Origin of the sequence: Clostridium sp. JS66 (assembly GCF_033561535.1) — a bacterium.
Taxonomy (GTDB): domain Bacteria; phylum Bacillota; class Clostridia; order Clostridiales; family Clostridiaceae; genus Clostridium_AM; species Clostridium_AM carboxidivorans.
Window position 1 is genome coordinate 2,384,446 of sequence record NZ_CP131467.1, and the last position, 18,686, is coordinate 2,403,131.

Consider the following 18,686-nt stretch of genomic DNA (forward strand, 5'->3'; position numbering starts at 1 on the left):
ACAAAACAACTATTGTAAGGAAGGTTTTAGATTGGTTATGTCAAATCAATCTTTAAAATAAAAATTAAAATGTAATCAACATTAGCAAAGTGAAAATTATTATGTAATATTTTAAAAGTGGAGGTTTTTATGAGAACTTTAAAAAGAAGAACTTTATCATTGGTTATTATTTTTATAATTAGTATTTTTGTAGTTGGTTGTGGTGAGACAGCATCAAAAGAATATAAAGAAAAACCTGTAGAAATTATTACACAAAAGGTGGTTAAAGTGGAACCTATAGAATCTGTTAAGCAAAAGGTAACAGCATATTTGACAGCAAAAGGCTACAAAGAAGGGGATTTTAAGCTAACCATTAAGTATAATAAAGATAATATGAATTCATATAAAGAACCATACTTTATAAATGTAATTTTTAATGATGAACCAAATGTTATTTATAATTACAGATATAATTATGATTCAGAACTTAAAGATATAACTCAAACAAGTATAGCACCAATGAAACATAAAAAAGATAAAAATTTTAAACATGCTGAATAGTAAGCAAATCACTATAAATACAAAATGATAGTGCTGAGGGCGTTTTTTATATAATGACGAAAAATCATTAGTATTTAATTTTAATACAATATATATTTATACTATAGTCTGTGGTATACTAGTATATAATGCTTTAAAATAGACATTGTTTTTATGTTATTGAAATAGAGAGGTACAAATATGAAATTACTAGAAAAGTTAAAAGGCGAAAATGGAAAGGATTATGCATACAGGGTTCTAAAAGATAATATTATGACTTTAGAACTTAAACCAGGTGAATATATCAGCGAATCAGAATTATCACAGCAATTAAATATTTCAAGGACTCCAATTCGTGAGGTATTGATGAAATTAAAAGAAGAGCACCTTATAGAGGTAAAACCTCAAATAGGTACTTATGTATCATTAATAGATAAACATCTTATTGAAGAAGCACTTTTTATGAGATACTTTTTGGAAAAGGAAGCAATGAAGCTGGCGTGTGCTAGTTTTCCAGAAGATAAGCTTATAGAGCTTGAAAAAAATTTGGTATCACAAAGATACATTGCTGGAAAACAAAATTTTGAAAAAGAATTTCATACTTTAGATATTAAATTCCATGGAACAATATTTGAAGGAGTTAATTTAGAAGAAGTGTGGAATGGTATATTAAAGATAAGTACTCATTATAATAGATTGAGATTGATTTCTGAAATAAGATATTCTAATAAAGTTTTTATTGAACAACATGAACAGTTTTTTAACATCATAAAAAATAAAGATGTTGATAGTGTTGAAATGTTGATAAATGATCATTTTAAGAAGCCTAAAAAGGGTTGGGAAAGTATTTTTAATGAGGATTCTCAATATAAGGATTATTTTAAGTAATAAGCTAAAAGAAATATATAAATAATTGTTTTAAAAAGAAAAAGACTGTATAGAGAAATTGGTGATTATTCAATTTCTCTATACAGTCTTTTTAGTTTGTTAATTAAAAGATTTTATAAAAAGCCATTGACTATTTTTTATTAGTATGCTAGTATACTTGTATACCAGTTATAAGAAAACATTTACAAAACTCAATATATTGAAAATTAAAGCATGCATCAATTTTCAGATATATCATTGGAATTACATAATTAACAAATATTACTTATAATTTTTTAAAACGAAAGGAGAAAATGACCATGAAGATGACATTTAGATGGTATGGTGACGATGATAAAGTGACTTTGGACCAGATAAAACAGATACCAGGAATGACAGGAATTGTATCAGCAATTTATGATGTTCCTGTAGGTGAAGTATGGCCAATGGAAAAAATAACAGCTTTAAAAGAAAAAATTGAGGCTCATGGATTAGAGTTTTCTGTGATTGAAAGTGTTCCAGTACATGAGGATATAAAGCTGGGACTTCCATCGAGAGATAAATATATAGATAACTATTGTCAAACATTAAGAAACTTATCTAAAGCAGGTATAAAGGTAGTATGCTACAATTTTATGCCAGTATTTGATTGGACAAGATCTGAATTAGCTCATGAATTGCCAGATGGTTCAAATGCATTAATATATAAACATGAAACTGTTTTAAAAATGGATCCAGTAAAAGGGGAGTTATCACTTCCAGGTTGGGATTCAAGTTATACAAAAGAAGGTATGAAAGACCTATTAGAGCAGTACAAAAACATAACAGAAGAAGATTTATGGAATAATTTAAGATATTTCTTGCAACATGTTATTGCGGTAGCTGACGAGGTAGCAATTAAAATGGCCATACATCAGGATGATCCACCTTGGTCAATATTCGGATTACCAAGAATAATAAAGAACAAGGAAGATCTTGAAAAGCTTATTAACTTGGTGGATAGTCCTAATAATGGTATAACTCTATGTTCAGGATCTTTGGGTGTTGATCCAAATAATAATGTACCTGAATTAATTCGTTACTTTGGTAAAAAGGGAAGAATTCATTTTGGACATTGCAGAAATGTGAAAATAACAGGGGAAAAATGTTTTGAAGAAGCTTCACATAGAAGTGCAGATGGATCATTGGATATGTTTGAAATTATGAAGGCTTATCATGATATAGGTTTTGATGGACCAATAAGACCAGATCACGGAAGAATGATTTGGGGAGAAACAGGAAGACCAGGATATGGACTTTATGATAGAGCATTAGGTGCAACATATTTAAATGGTATATGGGAAACATTAGAAAAGACAAATAAATAGTTGGAGGGATTAATTATGAATTTACCATTTCAAATAGATTTAAAGGACAAGGTTGTAGTGATTACTGGTGCAGGTGGGATACTTTGCAGTGGTTTTGCAAAAGCAGTAGCACAGTGTGGAGCTAAGGTTGCATTGCTTGATTTAAACAAGAAAGCTGCAGATGCAGTTGCAGAAGAGATAAAAGCAGATGGCGGAATTGCAGTTGGTATTGAAACAAACGTTCTTGATGTTGAAAGTATAAAAAAAGCAAGAAATGAAGTGAATGAAAAGTTTGGTACTTGTGACATTTTAATAAATGGTGCAGGTGGAAATAATCCAAAAGGAACTACTTCAAAGGATTATTTATTTAAAGAAGACTTGGAAAATAAAGAAGAAGGAATTAAAACTTTCTTTGACCTAGATCCTAAAGGAATTGAATTTGTTTTTAATTTGAACTTTTTGGGAACATTACTTCCTACTCAAATTTTTGTAAAGGATATGATAGGCAAGGAAGGTGCAGCTATATTAAATATTTCTTCAATGAACGCATTTACTCCTCTTACTAGAATTCCAGCTTATAGTGGAGCTAAAGCAGCAGTTTCAAACTTCACTCAATGGCTTGCAGTTCACCTTTCAAAGGTAGGAGTAAGAGTAAATGCCATAGCACCTGGATTTTTCCTCACAAATCAAAATAGAGGATTGCTTGTAAACCCAGATGGAAGCTATACTGAAAGAGCTCAAAAGATAATAAATGCAACTCCAATGGGACGTTATGGAGAAGTAGAAGAGTTAACAGGAACACTTCTTTGGCTTTTAAACAGTAAAGCTTCAGGCTTTGTAAATGGAGTTGTTGTACCAGTAGATGGAGGATTCTCTGCTTATTCAGGAGTTTAATAAAATTGACAGTACAGGAGACTAGATGAAAGTTAAATTGAGACAAATATATTAGTTTTATATATACCAATATTTGAAATAGAGAAAATTTGTTTAATTGTGCTTAGGTAACTAATCATAAGGTACTATGTGTGGGGGAATGCTCCACATATAGTACCAATTGAAAAATCAAAGTTTTTAGTAGGAATTCAATTATTTTATTGTAAGGGGGAAAATATATGCCTTTATTAATTGTAGCTATGGGTGTCGTATTATTATTATTTCTAATGATTACTTTAAAAGTAAACGGTTTTATATCTCTTGTATTTGTTTCTTTAATGGTTGGTATAGCTGAGGGAATGCCTGCAAGTAAAGTATTAACCTCAATACAAAATGGTGTGGGAGGAACCTTAGGAAGTTTGGCTTTAATACTAGGTTTTGGAGCTATGCTTGGTAAGCTTATTGCGGATACTGGAGCAGCTCAGAAAATCGCAACTACACTTATTAATAAGTTTGGTAAGAAGAATATTCAATGGGCCCTTGTTATAACAGGATTTATTGTTGGACTTACCATGTTTTATGAAGTAGGTTTTGTTCTTTTGATACCTTTAGTTTTCACTGTAGCAGCTTCTACTGAATTGCCTCTTTTGTATGTAGGGGTACCTATGGCTGCAGCACTTTCTGTTACTCATTGCTTCTTGCCACCTCATCCAGGACCAACAGCTATAGCTGCAATATATAATGCTAATATAAGTATGACATTAGTATATGGAATTATAATTGCAGTTCCTACAGTAATTATAGCTGGACCTATTTTTTCAAAGTTTTTAAAAAGATTTGAAAAGGAACCACCAAAGGGATTATATAATCCTAAAATATTTAAGGAAGAAGAATTACCAAGCTTTGCTATAAGTGTTTTTACGGCAATTATTCCAGTTATATTAATGACACTTGCAGCTGTATGTGAAATGACACTTCCTAAGACTTCAGGATTAAGACAAACCTTTGAATTTTTGGGATCTCCAGTTATGGCTATGTTTATTGCAGTTGTTGTTGGGATATTTACATTGGGAATTAATAGAGGACAAAAAGTTTCAGAAGTAATGGCTATGCTAGAGGAATCCATTAGTGGAATTGCAATGATCCTTTTAATAATTGCCGGTGGTGGAGCTCTTAAGCAAGTTTTAGTGGATTCGGGTGTAAGTAAATACATAGCAATATTAATGTCAGGAACTCATATGTCACCTTTGCTTTTAGCATGGCTTGTTGCAGCTATACTTCGCTTAACCTTAGGTTCAGCAACAGTTGCATCCATGACTACAGCAGGAATTGTACTTCCAATAATAGCTACAACTCATGCCAATCCAGCTTTAATGGTATTAGCAACTGGAGCAGGAAGTGTAATATTCTCACATGTAAATGATCCAGGCTTTTGGATGTTTAAGGAATATTTCAATTTAAGTGTTGGAGAGACTTTAAGTTCATGGTCAATATTAGAAACTTTAATTTCAGTTCTAGGATTGATTGGAGTATTAGTTATTGGCATGTTTGTGTAAAAATGATGAAAGAAAAAAATATTAAAATATAATTAGACAATAAAAAAGGAGAATAGTATTATGAAATCAGTATATTTAGAATCACCAAATAATATTAAAATTAAAGAGGTTGAAAAACCTGTTAGAAAAGAAAATGAAGCATTAATAAAAATCAAGTCAGTAGGAATATGCGGATCAGATATAGGAGCTTATAGAGGTGTGAATCCTTTAGTTAGTTATCCAAGAATAATAGGTCATGAATTAGCAGGCGAGGTTGTAGAAATTGGAGAAAATAGCAAAGGAATAAAAGCAGGAGATAAAGTAATTATTGATCCATATATTTATTGTGGAAAATGTTATCCTTGCAGCATAGGCAGAACAAATTGTTGTACAGATTTAAAAGTGTTAGGAGTTCATATTGATGGAGGTATGGTAGAATTCTTTACTCATCCTTCAGAATTATTATGGAAGGTTCCAGATAATATTCCATGGGAACAAGTTCCAGCAGCAGAACCTTTAACAATAGCCTTACACGCTATACATAGAACTAAAGTTACAGCAGGAGAACATGTGGTTATAATTGGAGCAGGTGCTATAGGTCTTTTAGCTGCTTTGTCTGCAATAGCTTATAATGCAGTTCCAATATTATTGGATATTGTTGATGAAAGATTAAGCTTTGCAAATGGAATAGGTATAAAACATACAATTAATGCCATGGATAAAGAGGCAGTAGAAAAAATAAAACAGATTACTAATGGAAGAATGGCAGAAGTAGTAATTGAAGCTTCAGGATCAAATGCAGCTATAAGAAATACACTTGATTATGTATCAAATGCAGGAAGAGTAGCACTTACAGGATGGCCTAAAAAAGAGACAAGCCTTCCAACAAACTTATTTACTATGAAAGAAATTGATATTAGAGGTTCAAGAACCAGTGCTGGAGAATTTGAAGAAGCATTAAAACTAATATCAGAAGGAACTGTAGACGTTAAGAGCATAATTAGCAAGGTAATAAAATTAGAAGAAGTTCCAGAGGCTGTAAAAGAACTTTCTGAGCATCCAGAAAGATATTTAAAAATAAATGCCATTATATAGGCTTATTTAGGAGGATTTCATGAATAAATTTGTAATTTCTTTAGAAAAAGACTCCATTTCTCAAGTTGAAATAGAGCAGCAAATTAATGTATTGATTGAACAGTGTGAGCTTAACAATGTGAAAAAAATTCTTATTATACCTCCTGATTTTACGAGATGCTATTCTATGGCAGGAGAAATTACACAAATTTTATATAAAAAGCTCTCACACAATTATCATATAAATATAATGCCTGCACTTGGAACTCATATGTCAATGGATAATGAAGAATTGGATAAGATGTTTGGTAGTGAAATTCCAAGAGATGCTTTTTTGATTCATGACTGGAGAAAAGATACTGTATCACTAGGAAAAGTACCAAAAGAATTTGTATCTGATATTTCAAATGGATTGTTTGCTGAGGAAATAGAAGTAGAAGTAAATAAGCGCCTGGTAAGTGGAGAATTTGGTCTTATATTATCCGTTGGACAGGTGGTACCTCATGAAGTTGTAGGCATGGCAAACTACAGTAAGAATATTTTTGTAGGATGCGGTGGAAGACAGATGATCAACAAATCTCATATGCTTAGTGCTGTTTGTGGAATGGAAAAAGCCATGGGAGTATGTGATACTCCTGCACGATTGGTATTTGACTATGCCCAGGAACATTACTTGTCAAATTTGCCACTTGTTTATATACAAACTGTTACTACAGTAAAAAATAATGCAACAGAACTTAATGGACTATATATTGGAAATAAAAGGACTGTATTTGAACAAGCAGTAAAACGCAGTCAGGAATTAAATATAACATATGTAGAAAAACCAGTAAAAAAAGTAGTAGCATATCTTGATGAGCATGAGCTTAAAACCACCTGGGTAGGAAACAAAGGAATTTACAGAACAAGAAAAATTGTTGCAGATGGTGGAGAACTTATACTTTTAGCACCTGGAGTAAGAAAGTTTGGAGAAAATGAAGAAACTGACGTTGAAATACGTAAATATGGATATAAGGGAAGAGACTATGTGTTGAATTTATATAATACTGTGCCTGATATGAAGGCAAAGATGATGATTGCAGCACATTTAATTCAAGGTTCCAGTGATGATAGATTTAAAATTACTTACGCAACTCAGCATTTAACCAAAGAGGAAATTGAAGGGGTTGGATTCAACTATATGCCGCTTAAAGAAGCATATAAGATGTATGATCCTGACAAGCTGGAAGATGGCTACAATACACTTGAAAATGGTGAAGAAATTTATTTTGTCAGAACACCTGCAATGGGACTTTGGACAATAAGAGAAGAATAAAATGTAATTTAAATTATTGAAGGGTGATGATGGCAGTGAAAAGAATTGAAACTATACAAAGAATAATTGAAGCTGGGGTTGTAGCAGTAATAAGGGCAGAATCGAAAGAACAAGGTATTAAGGTTATAGATGCAGTAAAAAAAGGTGGAATAAAGGCTTTAGAAATAACAATGACTGTGCCAGGTGCAGTCGATATTATAAAAGAGATATCAGATATATATAAAGATGAAGATGTAATAATAGGAGCTGGAACAGTTCTTGATCCGGAAACTGCGAGAGCTTGCATACTTGCTGGAGCCAGATATATAGTAAGCCCATGTCTTAATATAGAAACTATTAAGCTATGTAACAGATATAGAGTACCTATAATGCCAGGAATAATGACTGTTAAAGAAGCAGTGGAAGCTCTTGAATATGGTGCTGAAATATTGAAAGTATTCCCAGGAAATGCATACGGACCTTCAATTATAAGTTCTTTTAAAGGACCTATACCACAAGGAAACTTTATGCCAACTGGTGGAGTGAAGCTGGATAACATTAAAGATTGGATAAAGGCAGGAGCAGTAGCCGTTGGAACTGGATCAGATTTGACTAAAGGAGCTAAAACTGGAAACTATGAATTAATTACTGAAACAGCAGCTAAATTTATTGAAGAAGTAAGAAAAGCCAGAGAAAAGTAATTTTTGAAATAGTTTGTAATAAAGTTTTAGGGAGGTACAGCTATAATGGAAGTAGTAACTTTTGGAGAAACGATGCTTCTTTTTAATCCAGAGTCAAATGGACCATTAAGATATGTTCATAATTTCAACAAGTCAATAGGCGGAGCAGATTCTAATGTTGCCATAGCACTTGCAAGACTTGGACATGAAGCTGGATGGTTTTCAAAATTGGGAAATGATGAGTTCGGAAGATATATTCAGAATACCATTAGAGGAGAAGGAGTGGATGTTTCTAGAGTAAGATTTACAAATGAAGCAAATACAGGACTTCTTTTCAAAGAAAGATTTAGTGGTGAAAATCCTAATGTTTACTATTATAGAAAAGATTCAGCAGCAAGTAAGTTATCTATAGAAGATTTAGATACGGATTATATAAAAAAGACTAAAATAATTCATATTACTGGGATAACTCCAGCTTTATCAAAAAGTGTAAGAGATCTAGTTTTCGAAGTTTTAACAATAGCTAAAGAAAATAATGTTACTATTTCTTTTGATCCTAATATTAGATTGAAGCTTTGGACTTTGGAGGAAGCAAAGCCTGTACTTTTGGAAATAGCAAAAATGTCAGATATAATATTCCCTGGAAAAGAAGAAGGGGAAATGCTTTTAGGTATAAGCAATGAAAAAGAAATAGCAAGTAAGTTTATAGAGATGGGTTGTAAAATAGCTTCTGTAAAGCTTGGAGAAAATGGATGCTATATAGCAGATAAAGATAATGAAGTATATGTAGAAGGATACAAAGTAAATCCTGTAGATACTGTTGGAGCAGGAGATGGCTTTACAGCAGGATTTTTATCAGGAATATTAAGAAATTTAAGTTTAAAGGAATGTGGTAAACTTGGAAATGGAGTTGGAGCTATGGCGACTCTAGTACAAGGGGACATGGAAGGGTATCCCTATTTAGATCAACTTATGACATTTATGGGGAACAAAAAGGTTATAGATAGATAAGGAGATATTTTTTACTATTTAATTTAGAAACTAATCATTTGTAAAAACACTGTAAGAGTCAAATTAAAAATGCCTTTTTATGGGAACAGCTTTAATTGTTTACTATAAAGAGAGCATATCAATTTGAATCCTATAGTGTTTTTTTATTGTACTTTAAAAGCTATACCAGTACACTGTAAATTTGAAATAGATGAATTTTCTTTTTAAATTATTACATAATTATTGAATTTATAATACAATTAAGAAATTTAAATGTAACTTTCTATGCTTAATAGCATTTTTAGAATAATCTACTCATCCTAGGGAAAATTATTAAATAATACACACATTATTTAATTTACCAAGGAGGAATTTTTATGTTTGGCATCAAACCAAAGGACGAAATGTTTTTTAATCTTTTCACAGAGGGTGTAAAAATTTCAAGCTCAGCTGCCAAGGAATTGCGTACTCTTATGGATGAGCTTAGTAATCCTGATAAAAGACTTTCAAATTTAACCAAACTTGAGCATGAAGGGGATACAGTTACTCACAAACTTATAGAGTATACAAATAAAATGTTTATTACGCCGCTAGATAGGGAAGACATAATTAGCATTACTAGAGAAATAGACAATGTTACAGATAATATTGATGCAACGGGACATAGATTTTATATGTATTACATGGATAAGCCAACAACTGAAGCAATGAATATGCTGGATAAACTTGTAACAGCTACAGAAGGACTTGTAGGTATAGTGTCTGAATTAAAGAATCTTCATAAGAGCACTACTATGATTGACAAGATAATATATGTTAATACAATTGAGAATGAAGCAGATCAGATATATAGAAAGGCTGTTAGGAAACTTTTTGAAAATCCATCAGATGTACTTTATATAACAAAATGGAAGGATATATACAAATATATAGAGGACAGCATAGACTCCTGTGAAAAGCTTGCAAATGAAATAAGGGGAGTTGTTATGAAATATGATTAGTACATTTATCATAATTGTTATAGTATTGGCATTGACTTTTGACTATATAAATGGCTTTCATGACACTGCTAATGCCATAGCAACTGTAATTGGTACCAAAGTATTGACTCCTTCTCAGGCATTGTTGATGTCTGCTGTACTAAATTTTGTAGGAGCCATGTTAAATACTGAGGTAGCTTCAACTATAGGCAAAGGAATTGTGAAGGAAGGCGTAGCAACACCTGAGCTGATAACTATGGCTTTAATTGGAGCCATTGCCTGGAATTTGCTTACCTGGTATTTTGGAATACCAAGCAGTTCTTCACATGCACTCATAGGTGCGCTTATAGGAGCTGCAATAGCCTTTCATAAGTTCGATTTTGGTGTTATCAAGTGGAAGGGTTTTTTTAATAAAATTATTATTCCCCTTATTACTTCGCCTATAGCAGGATTGATAATTGGATTCGTGTTTATGATGGCCCTAATATGGATTTTTCATAAGACTAGTCATGCTAAGTCTAGTGGAATTTTTAAAAGACTTCAGGTTGTATCTGCTGCACTTATGTCCTACAGCCATGGTTCAAATGATGCTCAAAAGTCTATGGGTATTATAACACTAGCACTAGTAGCTGGTGGATTTTTAAAAAATTTTCAGGTTTTATGGGAAGTTAAACTTGCTTGTGCTACAGCTATGGCCTTTGGAACTATGTCAGGTGGCTGGAAAATCATTAAAACCATGGGTGTAAATATGATTAAACTTGAACCTATAAATGGTTTTGCTGCTGAAACTGCTGCCGCCATTACTATACAGACTGCAACCTTTATGGGGGCTCCTGTTAGTACAACACACATTATTACTTCTTCTATTATGGGTGTTGGTGCAGCTAAAAGAATTTCAGCTGTAAGATGGAATCTTGCAAAAAATATACTTGTGGCTTGGGTGCTGACAATTCCCTGCAGTGCTGCAATAGCTGGAGTGTGTACTTTGATATTTTATAGATAGCTTGTTAATAGGATTATTAAATCTATGTTATACTCTTTTATAATTGGTGAAAGTACATTATGTTTATTGACCATGAAATGCACTGTAATTGTTGAAAGTAAAGAAATTATATTGTAAGTGTAAAGATAAAAACTTAAAACGGGTGTAAATTTAAATTAGGAAGAAGGTAATTTATATGAATAAAGCTAAATTACAAAGGGAATTGTTAAAAGCAAAGTTTAGTTTACTTAAGGATATAGAAACAGACCAAAAACAAAAACTTCCACAGCCGCTGCTTCAAAAGTCTGTGAAAGAAGATGAAGAAATAATTGTTCTTCCAAAAGTAGATAGGAATGTTATAGTAAAAAGAGATATTTTCGATTGCATAATGGATAGAAGCAGCAGCAGAGTTTATGCGGAAGAAAGTCTATCATTAGAAGAACTTTCATTTTTGTTGTGGAGTACTCAGGGAGTAAAAAAAGTTGTGGGAAAAGTAAATTTTGCAACTTTTAGAACAGTGCCTTCAGGTGGAGCAAGACATCCTTTTGAAACTTATTTAGTAATAAACAGGGTAGAGGGATTAAAAAAAGGAGTATATCGTTACTTGCCATTAGATCATAAAATTGTATTTTTGTTTGATAAAAATAATATGGAAGAAGAAGTAACAGAAGCTTTTTCTGGCCAAAAGTTTATTGCTAGTAGTGCAGTTGTATTTATTTGGAGCTGTATACCATATAGAAGTGAGTGGAGATATGATGTAGCTGCTCATAAGACAATTCTTCAAGACTCAGGGCATCTTTGTGAAAACTTATATTTAGCATGTGAAGCTGTAGGTTGTGGAACCTGTGCAATAGGAGATTATAATCAAGAAATAATAGATAAATTTTTAATGCTTGATGGTGAAGAGGAGTTTGTTATTTATGCAGCACCAGTAGGAAAGGTTAAAAATGAATGATGATAATAATACATAGTGAAGAAACAACCCAAAGAATATCTATAGAGTGAATTATAATTAAGTAATTTATGAGAAAGTCAAATGGAAGAGCAGGTTGTTTTAATATTAATAAAAATCGTTAAGCAATTAAGATTGTTTAGCGGTTTTTTGTTTTATTCTTTATGGCAATTCAGCAAATACAAAATTACTATTAAGTTCATTTTTCTTTGCCATGTGTATATTCAATGAATAGCATTATTTTAATTTTAGTATAGATTGAAAAAATTTTTATTATTAAAACTAATAGTATAATCAGCAGTATATATGAAGAAAAACATGATTATATGCTGCAAAGTTTAGAATAATAAAGCATGAAAAAACTGTAAGTAGGTTTGTAATAAACTATAAAAGTTAAGAAAAAGGGTATAAGAACTCAAAAATTAATATCTAAAAAGAAGGAATTTAGAAAAATATGTAGAATATACTACACGATACATTTGTAAATACCAATGTATATACAACAATGCAATGAAGTAATTTATTTATCCAAGGAGGAACAAAAATGAGTAGAAAAAGTTTTTTAAAGAAAGGAATTGCACTAGTTTTAACAACTTTTATAACAGTTGGTTTTACAAGCTGCGGTTTAAAATCAAATCAGGCAAGTGGAGATCAAAAGAGTAATAGTGATAAAACACTTGTGGTAGTTAATTGGAAGGATTATGGCTCGGATAAAGCAGATGTGGTGAAGGAATTTGAAGATAAGTATAAATGTAAAGTTCAGCATGTTTATATGTCTTCAGAAGAGGAGCTTTTAACAAAGTTAAGAACTGATGGAAAAGGTAAAATAGATGTGGTACTTCCTAATGCTTCTGTACTTCCAGTGGCAGAAAAGGAAGGTTTACTTGAAGCAATAGATATCAGCAAATTAGAAAATTATAAAAATATAGTAGATAAGTTTAAGAGCTTACCTGAAAACAGCATGAATGGAAAGACTTATGCAGTTCCATGGGTTTGGGGTTCTACAGCATTAGCTTACAATACAAATACAATTAAAGAAAATGTTGATAGTGTGAATGTTTTATGGGATGCAAAGTATAAGGGACAGATTGCATTTAGGGATGACTTTAATGATGCAGTAATGACTGCTGCTATTGCACTTGGACAAAATCCAAATAACCCAAGTGATTTAAATGCAATTAAGAATAAGCTTATTGAACAAAAAGCATTAAACAAGACTTACTGGAAAACTGGTGATGAGTGGTCCAAATTATTTGCAAATAACCAAATAGCTGTTGGGGTTATGTGGAGTGGACAAGCTGCTTCTATGAAAAAAGAAGGACAGCCAATTAAGTTTGTTGTACCAAAAGAAGGAGCTATTGGATGGGTTGATAACTGGTCTATAGTAAAAAGTGCACCTAATCAGGACTTAGCTTACAAATTTATAGATTTTATGACTAGTAAGGAGTTTCAGCAAAAGTGGGCAAAATCAGGTGGACCAGCTCCTACAAATAAGCTTGCTATAGCTGCTCTTGATCCAAAATTAGTTGAGGACAATTCTATGAGCGAAACAGTGTTAAACAAGTTAAACTTCATATCCTATCATGATGAAGCAACAAAGAAGGCTTGGAACGAATTATGGCAAGAAGTTAAGGCAAAATAATTTATTTATAGGAGAGTTTCTAGACCAAAAGTTAACTCTCCTTATATAACTATATATTGGATGAAAAGTGAGATGAATGGAGGGGAAAAATGAAGAAGAGATATTTGCTTATGAGTCCTGCACTTTTTATTCTAATTGCCTTTGGTATTGTACCATTGTTCATAATGCTTTATTTTAGTTTTTTAAGTGATGGGCAAACTGCAAGCGTTACATTGCAAAATTATATAGATTTTTTTTCAAAAGGATTGTACATAAAATTAACAGTAAAAACTATAAAGATAAGTCTTATTGTAACTGTTATTTGTCTATTGGTAGCTTATCCTATGGCCTATATTATGGCTAAAATCGTGCGAAAAGGAAAAGGCATTATGCTGCTTCTTATTATCATACCATTTTGGACAAGTGAACTTGTACGTGCTTATTCCTGGGTAAACCTTCTAAGAGATGGAGGAATATTAGAAATATTTTTAAGAAAACTTCACATTATTGGAGGTGGAAACTTAGGCATCCTATTTACACAGGCAGCAGTAATAATTGGGCTTACTCATATTTTTTTCCCATACATGGTTATTACAATTTATATGTCTTTGGAGAAATTAGATGATTCCATTATAGAAGCTTCCAAAAGTCTTGGAGCTACTAGTCTTAATACCTTTAAAAATATTACTCTTCCATTGAGTAAAGTAGGAATTTTGACTGGAACTATTCTGGTGTTCATACCATGTCTTGGAAGTTTTGTTGAGCCTAGAATATTAGGTGGAGTAAATGGTTCAGTTATAGGAACAATTATTGAAGATCAATTTTTTGAAATATACGGATGGAATTTTGGTGCGGCAATAGCTTTTATACTTCTTGCTTTGGTATTAGTATCCTTAGGCATATTTTCCAAGTTCAACAGAGAGGTGTAATTGATGAAAAAGAAAATTTTTGGATGGACTTATGCCATTTTGGTATTTATATTTTTATATACACCAATAATTGTACTGGCATTGATGTCCTTTAACAAATCAAGATATAACACACTTCCTTTTAACTTCAGTACGGAGTGGTATTTGGAACTTTTTAATGATACAAAGCTTATAAATGCAGCAACAAACAGTGTGTACATTGCCTTTATTACAGCTATTATTTGTGTGGTTTTAGGAACTGCCTTGATGCTTGGAATACCTGAGGGAAGGAAAAAAGTAAGTAATATTGTAAATTCAATAGTACTTATGCCATTGACAATTCCCTGGATTATTATGGGGTTATCTTTATTGTTATTTTTGATGAAGCTTGGTTTAAATAAAAATCTATTTGTATTAATAATTGGACATGTTATTATTTCACTGCCTTATGCAGCATTGGTAATAGGGGCTAGAATTTCGGATATGGATAAGTCAATTGAAGAGGCCTCATACAGCCTTGGAGCAAATGAGTGGACAACTTTTAGGAGGATAACTCTGCCTGCCATATTGCCAGCAGTTGTTGCAGGAGGATTTTTATCTTTTATGATATCCTTCGATAATTTTGTTATCTCTTATTTTCTTATTCCTACAGGTAACAGCACTTTGCCAATTGAAATATATTCTTCAATTAAATTTGGATTCACCCCAGAAATTAATGCAGTAGCGACAATTATATTAGCTGTTTCATTGATAATAATTATACTTATTACTCTGCTTATGAAATCATCTCTTAAGAATATATTTAGGAGGAAAGCTTAAATGTCATATTTTCAGATAAAAAGTTTAAGTAAAAAATACGATTCCAACACAGTTTTAGATAAAGTAAATTTGAATATTGAAAAGGGAACCTTTTTGTCTTTACTTGGACCTTCTGGCTGCGGAAAAACTACAACTTTAAGAATTGTGGCAGGTTTTGAAAGTCCAGATGAAGGGGAGGTAACAATAGAGGATAAAGTTATTAATAAGATTCCCGTATATAAGAGAAATGTAGGAATGGTTTTTCAAAGCTATGCATTGTTCCCTCATATGAATATTGAACAAAATATTGCCTATGGACTTGAGCAGAGAAAGGTATCAAAAAGCGAAATTAAAAAAGAAGTATCAAAAGCAATAGAAATGGTACAGCTCACTGGTCTTGAAAAGAGAAAACCTAAGCAGCTATCTGGAGGACAGCAGCAGAGAGTGGCCCTTGCTAGAGCATTGGTAATTAAACCAAGTTTACTGCTATTAGATGAGAGTTTAAGTGCATTGGATAAAAAATTGAGAGTTGATATGCAGGTTGAATTACGTCAAATTCAGAAAAAAGTTGGGATAACGACAATTTTTGTTACACATGATCAGGAAGAAGCTTTAACAATGTCTGATAAAATAGCTGTTATGAACAAAGGAAAGATTATGCAGCTAGATACCCCTCATAATATTTATGAAAGGCCAATTAACTCCTTTGTAGCAGGATTTTTAGGACAGTCAAATTTCTTTAAGGGAGTAATAACAGATATTAACGATGATATTTACAGTGTTAAATTGGGAAATGGTCACAATGTGAATATAGAAGCAGAAGGTAAGCTGAATTTAAATCGAAATTATATTTTTTCAATTAGACCGGAGAAAATTAGTATTGAAAAAGAAAAGCCTGATAATAAAACTTCTTTAATTGGGGTAATAAAATTCATTACTTATGCAGGCAATCTATCAATATACAGAGTAGATGTTATGGGGCAAGAAGTGATAGTACAGCTGCAAAATTTCTTTGGAGAAGAAAAGTTTAAAAATGGAGATAATGTGTATTTAACTTGGGATAAAGCAAGTAATATTATTTTAAATGAGTAATGTAGGTGGTTTTATGAAGTTAGACAAAGTAAAGAAAGTACTTGTCATGGGAGGTTTAATAGTTGATAAATATATTGTTACAGAGAAATACCCTTTAAGGGGAGAAGATGTTTTAATTACAGATTCCTTTAACAAAGTTGGCGGCTGTACAATAAATGTTGCATCTACACTGAATAACCTTGGAGTTGCTGCATATCCTGTATCTACTATAGGTGGAGATGAAAATGGAAACATAATAGAAAAATATCTGTTGGAAGCTAATATTAATAAAAATTGTGTAGTTGTAGAGAAAGATAAAAATACGGGTTACTGCTTGGTGATTTTAGATGGTACATCAGAGAGAACCTTTATGACTTATAAGGGATGTGAGGAGGAGTTTTCTTACAAACTTATAAATCGTCATTTGATGACAGAAATTAAATTTGTTTATTTAACAGGATATTATCTTTTAGGAAGTTTTGCAGCAGAAATATTAAGCTTTATAAAAGATATTAAGGATCTAGGTGCTTCTATTATGTTTGATCCAGGTCCATTAGTAAATAAAATTCAGTTAGAAATACTGCAGTCAGCTCTAAATTTATGTGATATTTTTATACCTAATGTTAATGAAATAGAAAAAGTTAAAATAAAGCTGAATATAACTGAAGAGTTTAGTGTTTGGGCAGAAAAAAATAAAATAGAATATGTAATTATTAAAAATGGAAGTAAAGAAGTCACTGCTTATAAAGAAAACAAAAAATATGAAAGATCAGCTTATAGTGTAAAATCAATAGATACTACAGGAGCAGGAGATAGCTTTGCAGCAGGATGTATTTATGGATTTTTGAATGATATGGAATTTGAAGAAATATTAAATATAGGAAGTGCATGTGGTGCTATAAATACCACTTTTATAGGACCAAATGGAAAATACGGTAGGGAAGACATAGAAAGACTTATGAAGGAGGAGATTGACAATGCTTGATAGGGCATATGGAACTTTAATAGGTTCAGCTATAGGCGATGGAATGGGAATGCCTGCATCATTTATGACACCTGATCAAATAAAAAAATCCTATGGGAAAATTGTAGGCTTCAACAAACCGTCATCAGAACAGATAGCACATGGTTCATTAAATGAAGGAGAAATAACGGATGACACTGAAGAAAGTATTATTATAGCATCAGTTTTAATAGAAAAATCTGGCTTTAATAGAGAATTATTTGTAGATAAAATGAGAGAATGGGCAATTAAAAATAAAATGCTTAAAACAACAGTTATTGGACCAAGTACAAGAAGATTTTTAACTTCTATTATTAATGGAGAAGACTATATTAAGGCAGGGAGGCTTGGAGATACTAATGGTGGTGCTATGAGAGCAGCTCCCATAGGAATTTTTCATCACGAAGATATAAAAATGGCCACAGAGGATGCCTTTGAATCGGCTATTGTATCACACGGAAGCAAGCCAGGAGCAGGCTCTACTTGTGCAATAGCAGCAGCAGTATCTTGTGCTGTAGAAGGGAAAGCTTCAATTGATAAAGTAATGAAATCAGCAATTTATGGAGCACATTATGGTGAGGAAAATGGATATGACATACCAGCACCCTCTATTGAGGAAAGAATAAAACTTGCCATGGAGGTTGTAGATAGAAATAAGGATAAAAGCTTAGACGAAGTTTCTAAAATGTTATATCGTTTAATTGGAGCTGGCATGAAAAGCTATGAATCTATTCCTTTAAGCCTGGGTGTTTTCTATGCAGGTGGTGGAAACTATGAGGAATGCTTAACTGCAGTAATCAATATTGGTGATGATGCAGATACTAATGGGTCCATAGTTGGTGCACTTTGTGGTGCATTTAAGGGTGCTTCAAATATTAGAGATGAATGGAAATCATATATAGAAAATACTAATCACATAGATTTTTATAAGATGGCACAGGACATTCTTTCTGCTAGAAATAAAATTGTAGAAAAAATTCAAACAAAAAACTAGAGCTGAGAGTAAAATCTTGGCTCTTTTTTCATGCAGAAATTAGGGCTAAAGAAGTTAGATTTAAGATAGATGAAAAATTAGGGAAGAAGATAAATCAAACATGTATTGCATTTTGGAATTATACTAGTTTCATTAATTAGAATCAAAAGAATTATAAGTGAAGAAATTTAAAATATTAAAAGAGAAAAATTAACATAAA

At 32.0% G+C, this 18,686-nt stretch carries 18 protein-coding genes; all 18 read left to right on the forward strand.

The window, feature by feature from the left end:
- Positions 1-129 precede the first annotated feature (129 nt).
- The 18 genes from Q6H37_RS11245 to Q6H37_RS11330 all read left to right on the forward strand — a co-directional run bounded on the left by Q6H37_RS11245 (position 130) and on the right by Q6H37_RS11330 (position 18,487).
- Positions 130-540 carry a DUF3139 domain-containing protein gene (locus tag Q6H37_RS11245; RefSeq protein ID WP_318741943.1) on the forward strand — a complete coding sequence of 137 codons (411 nt, stop codon included), beginning with the start codon at positions 130-132 and terminating at the stop codon, positions 538-540.
- A gap of 180 nt (positions 541-720) precedes the next feature.
- Positions 721-1,407, forward strand: a complete 687-nt coding sequence (locus Q6H37_RS11250; RefSeq protein WP_318741945.1) for a GntR family transcriptional regulator — start codon at positions 721-723, stop codon at positions 1,405-1,407.
- Between the two features lie 299 nt (positions 1,408-1,706).
- The gene (uxuA, locus tag Q6H37_RS11255; RefSeq protein ID WP_318741947.1) at positions 1,707-2,753 is read left to right on the forward strand and encodes a mannonate dehydratase; all 1,047 of its coding nucleotides are present in this window, start codon (positions 1,707-1,709) and stop codon (positions 2,751-2,753) included.
- A 15-nt stretch (positions 2,754-2,768) separates the two neighbouring features.
- Complete coding sequence (locus Q6H37_RS11260) at positions 2,769-3,626, forward strand: SDR family oxidoreductase (protein WP_318741949.1); 858 nt, start codon at positions 2,769-2,771, stop codon at positions 3,624-3,626.
- A 218-nt stretch (positions 3,627-3,844) separates the two neighbouring features.
- Positions 3,845-5,161: a gluconate:H+ symporter gene (locus Q6H37_RS11265; protein WP_318741951.1), complete on the forward strand. Its 1,317-nt coding sequence runs from the start codon at positions 3,845-3,847 to the stop codon at positions 5,159-5,161.
- Between the two features lie 60 nt (positions 5,162-5,221).
- Positions 5,222-6,235, forward strand: coding sequence for a zinc-binding alcohol dehydrogenase family protein (locus Q6H37_RS11270; protein ID WP_318741953.1), 1,014 nt, complete (start codon positions 5,222-5,224; stop codon positions 6,233-6,235).
- Positions 6,236-6,254: 19 nt separating this feature from the next.
- Positions 6,255-7,529 carry a lactate racemase domain-containing protein gene (locus Q6H37_RS11275; protein WP_318741955.1) on the forward strand — a complete coding sequence of 425 codons (1,275 nt, stop codon included), beginning with the start codon at positions 6,255-6,257 and terminating at the stop codon, positions 7,527-7,529.
- 35 nt (positions 7,530-7,564) lie between these two features.
- Positions 7,565-8,209 (forward strand): bifunctional 4-hydroxy-2-oxoglutarate aldolase/2-dehydro-3-deoxy-phosphogluconate aldolase, encoded by a 645-nt coding sequence (locus Q6H37_RS11280; RefSeq protein WP_318741957.1) that lies wholly within the window; start codon positions 7,565-7,567, stop codon positions 8,207-8,209.
- Between the two features lie 45 nt (positions 8,210-8,254).
- On the forward strand, positions 8,255-9,199 hold the full coding sequence (locus Q6H37_RS11285; protein ID WP_318741959.1) for a sugar kinase: 945 nt from the start codon (positions 8,255-8,257) through the stop codon (positions 9,197-9,199).
- A 356-nt stretch (positions 9,200-9,555) separates the two neighbouring features.
- On the forward strand, positions 9,556-10,179 hold the full coding sequence (locus Q6H37_RS11290; RefSeq protein WP_318741961.1) for a DUF47 domain-containing protein: 624 nt from the start codon (positions 9,556-9,558) through the stop codon (positions 10,177-10,179).
- On the forward strand, positions 10,172-11,161 hold the full coding sequence (locus Q6H37_RS11295; protein WP_318741963.1) for an inorganic phosphate transporter: 990 nt from the start codon (positions 10,172-10,174) through the stop codon (positions 11,159-11,161). Before Q6H37_RS11290 ends, Q6H37_RS11295 begins: the two co-directional genes overlap by 8 nt.
- A gap of 175 nt (positions 11,162-11,336) precedes the next feature.
- Positions 11,337-12,095 carry a SagB/ThcOx family dehydrogenase gene (locus Q6H37_RS11300; protein ID WP_318741965.1) on the forward strand — a complete coding sequence of 253 codons (759 nt, stop codon included), beginning with the start codon at positions 11,337-11,339 and terminating at the stop codon, positions 12,093-12,095.
- A gap of 541 nt (positions 12,096-12,636) precedes the next feature.
- Complete coding sequence (locus Q6H37_RS11305; RefSeq protein ID WP_318741967.1) at positions 12,637-13,734, forward strand: ABC transporter substrate-binding protein; 1,098 nt, start codon at positions 12,637-12,639, stop codon at positions 13,732-13,734.
- Positions 13,735-13,823: 89 nt separating this feature from the next.
- Positions 13,824-14,642, forward strand: a complete 819-nt coding sequence (locus tag Q6H37_RS11310) for an ABC transporter permease (RefSeq protein WP_318741969.1) — start codon at positions 13,824-13,826, stop codon at positions 14,640-14,642.
- Positions 14,643-14,645: 3 nt separating this feature from the next.
- On the forward strand, positions 14,646-15,440 hold the full coding sequence (locus tag Q6H37_RS11315; protein WP_318741971.1) for an ABC transporter permease: 795 nt from the start codon (positions 14,646-14,648) through the stop codon (positions 15,438-15,440).
- On the forward strand, positions 15,441-16,511 hold the full coding sequence (locus Q6H37_RS11320; RefSeq protein ID WP_318741973.1) for an ABC transporter ATP-binding protein: 1,071 nt from the start codon (positions 15,441-15,443) through the stop codon (positions 16,509-16,511).
- Between the two features lie 13 nt (positions 16,512-16,524).
- Positions 16,525-17,475: a carbohydrate kinase family protein gene (locus tag Q6H37_RS11325; protein WP_318741975.1), complete on the forward strand. Its 951-nt coding sequence runs from the start codon at positions 16,525-16,527 to the stop codon at positions 17,473-17,475.
- Positions 17,468-18,487 (forward strand): ADP-ribosylglycohydrolase family protein, encoded by a 1,020-nt coding sequence (locus tag Q6H37_RS11330; protein ID WP_318741978.1) that lies wholly within the window; start codon positions 17,468-17,470, stop codon positions 18,485-18,487. The genes Q6H37_RS11325 and Q6H37_RS11330 overlap by 8 nt, the downstream gene beginning before the upstream one ends.
- The last annotated feature ends 199 nt before the right edge of the window (positions 18,488-18,686 follow it).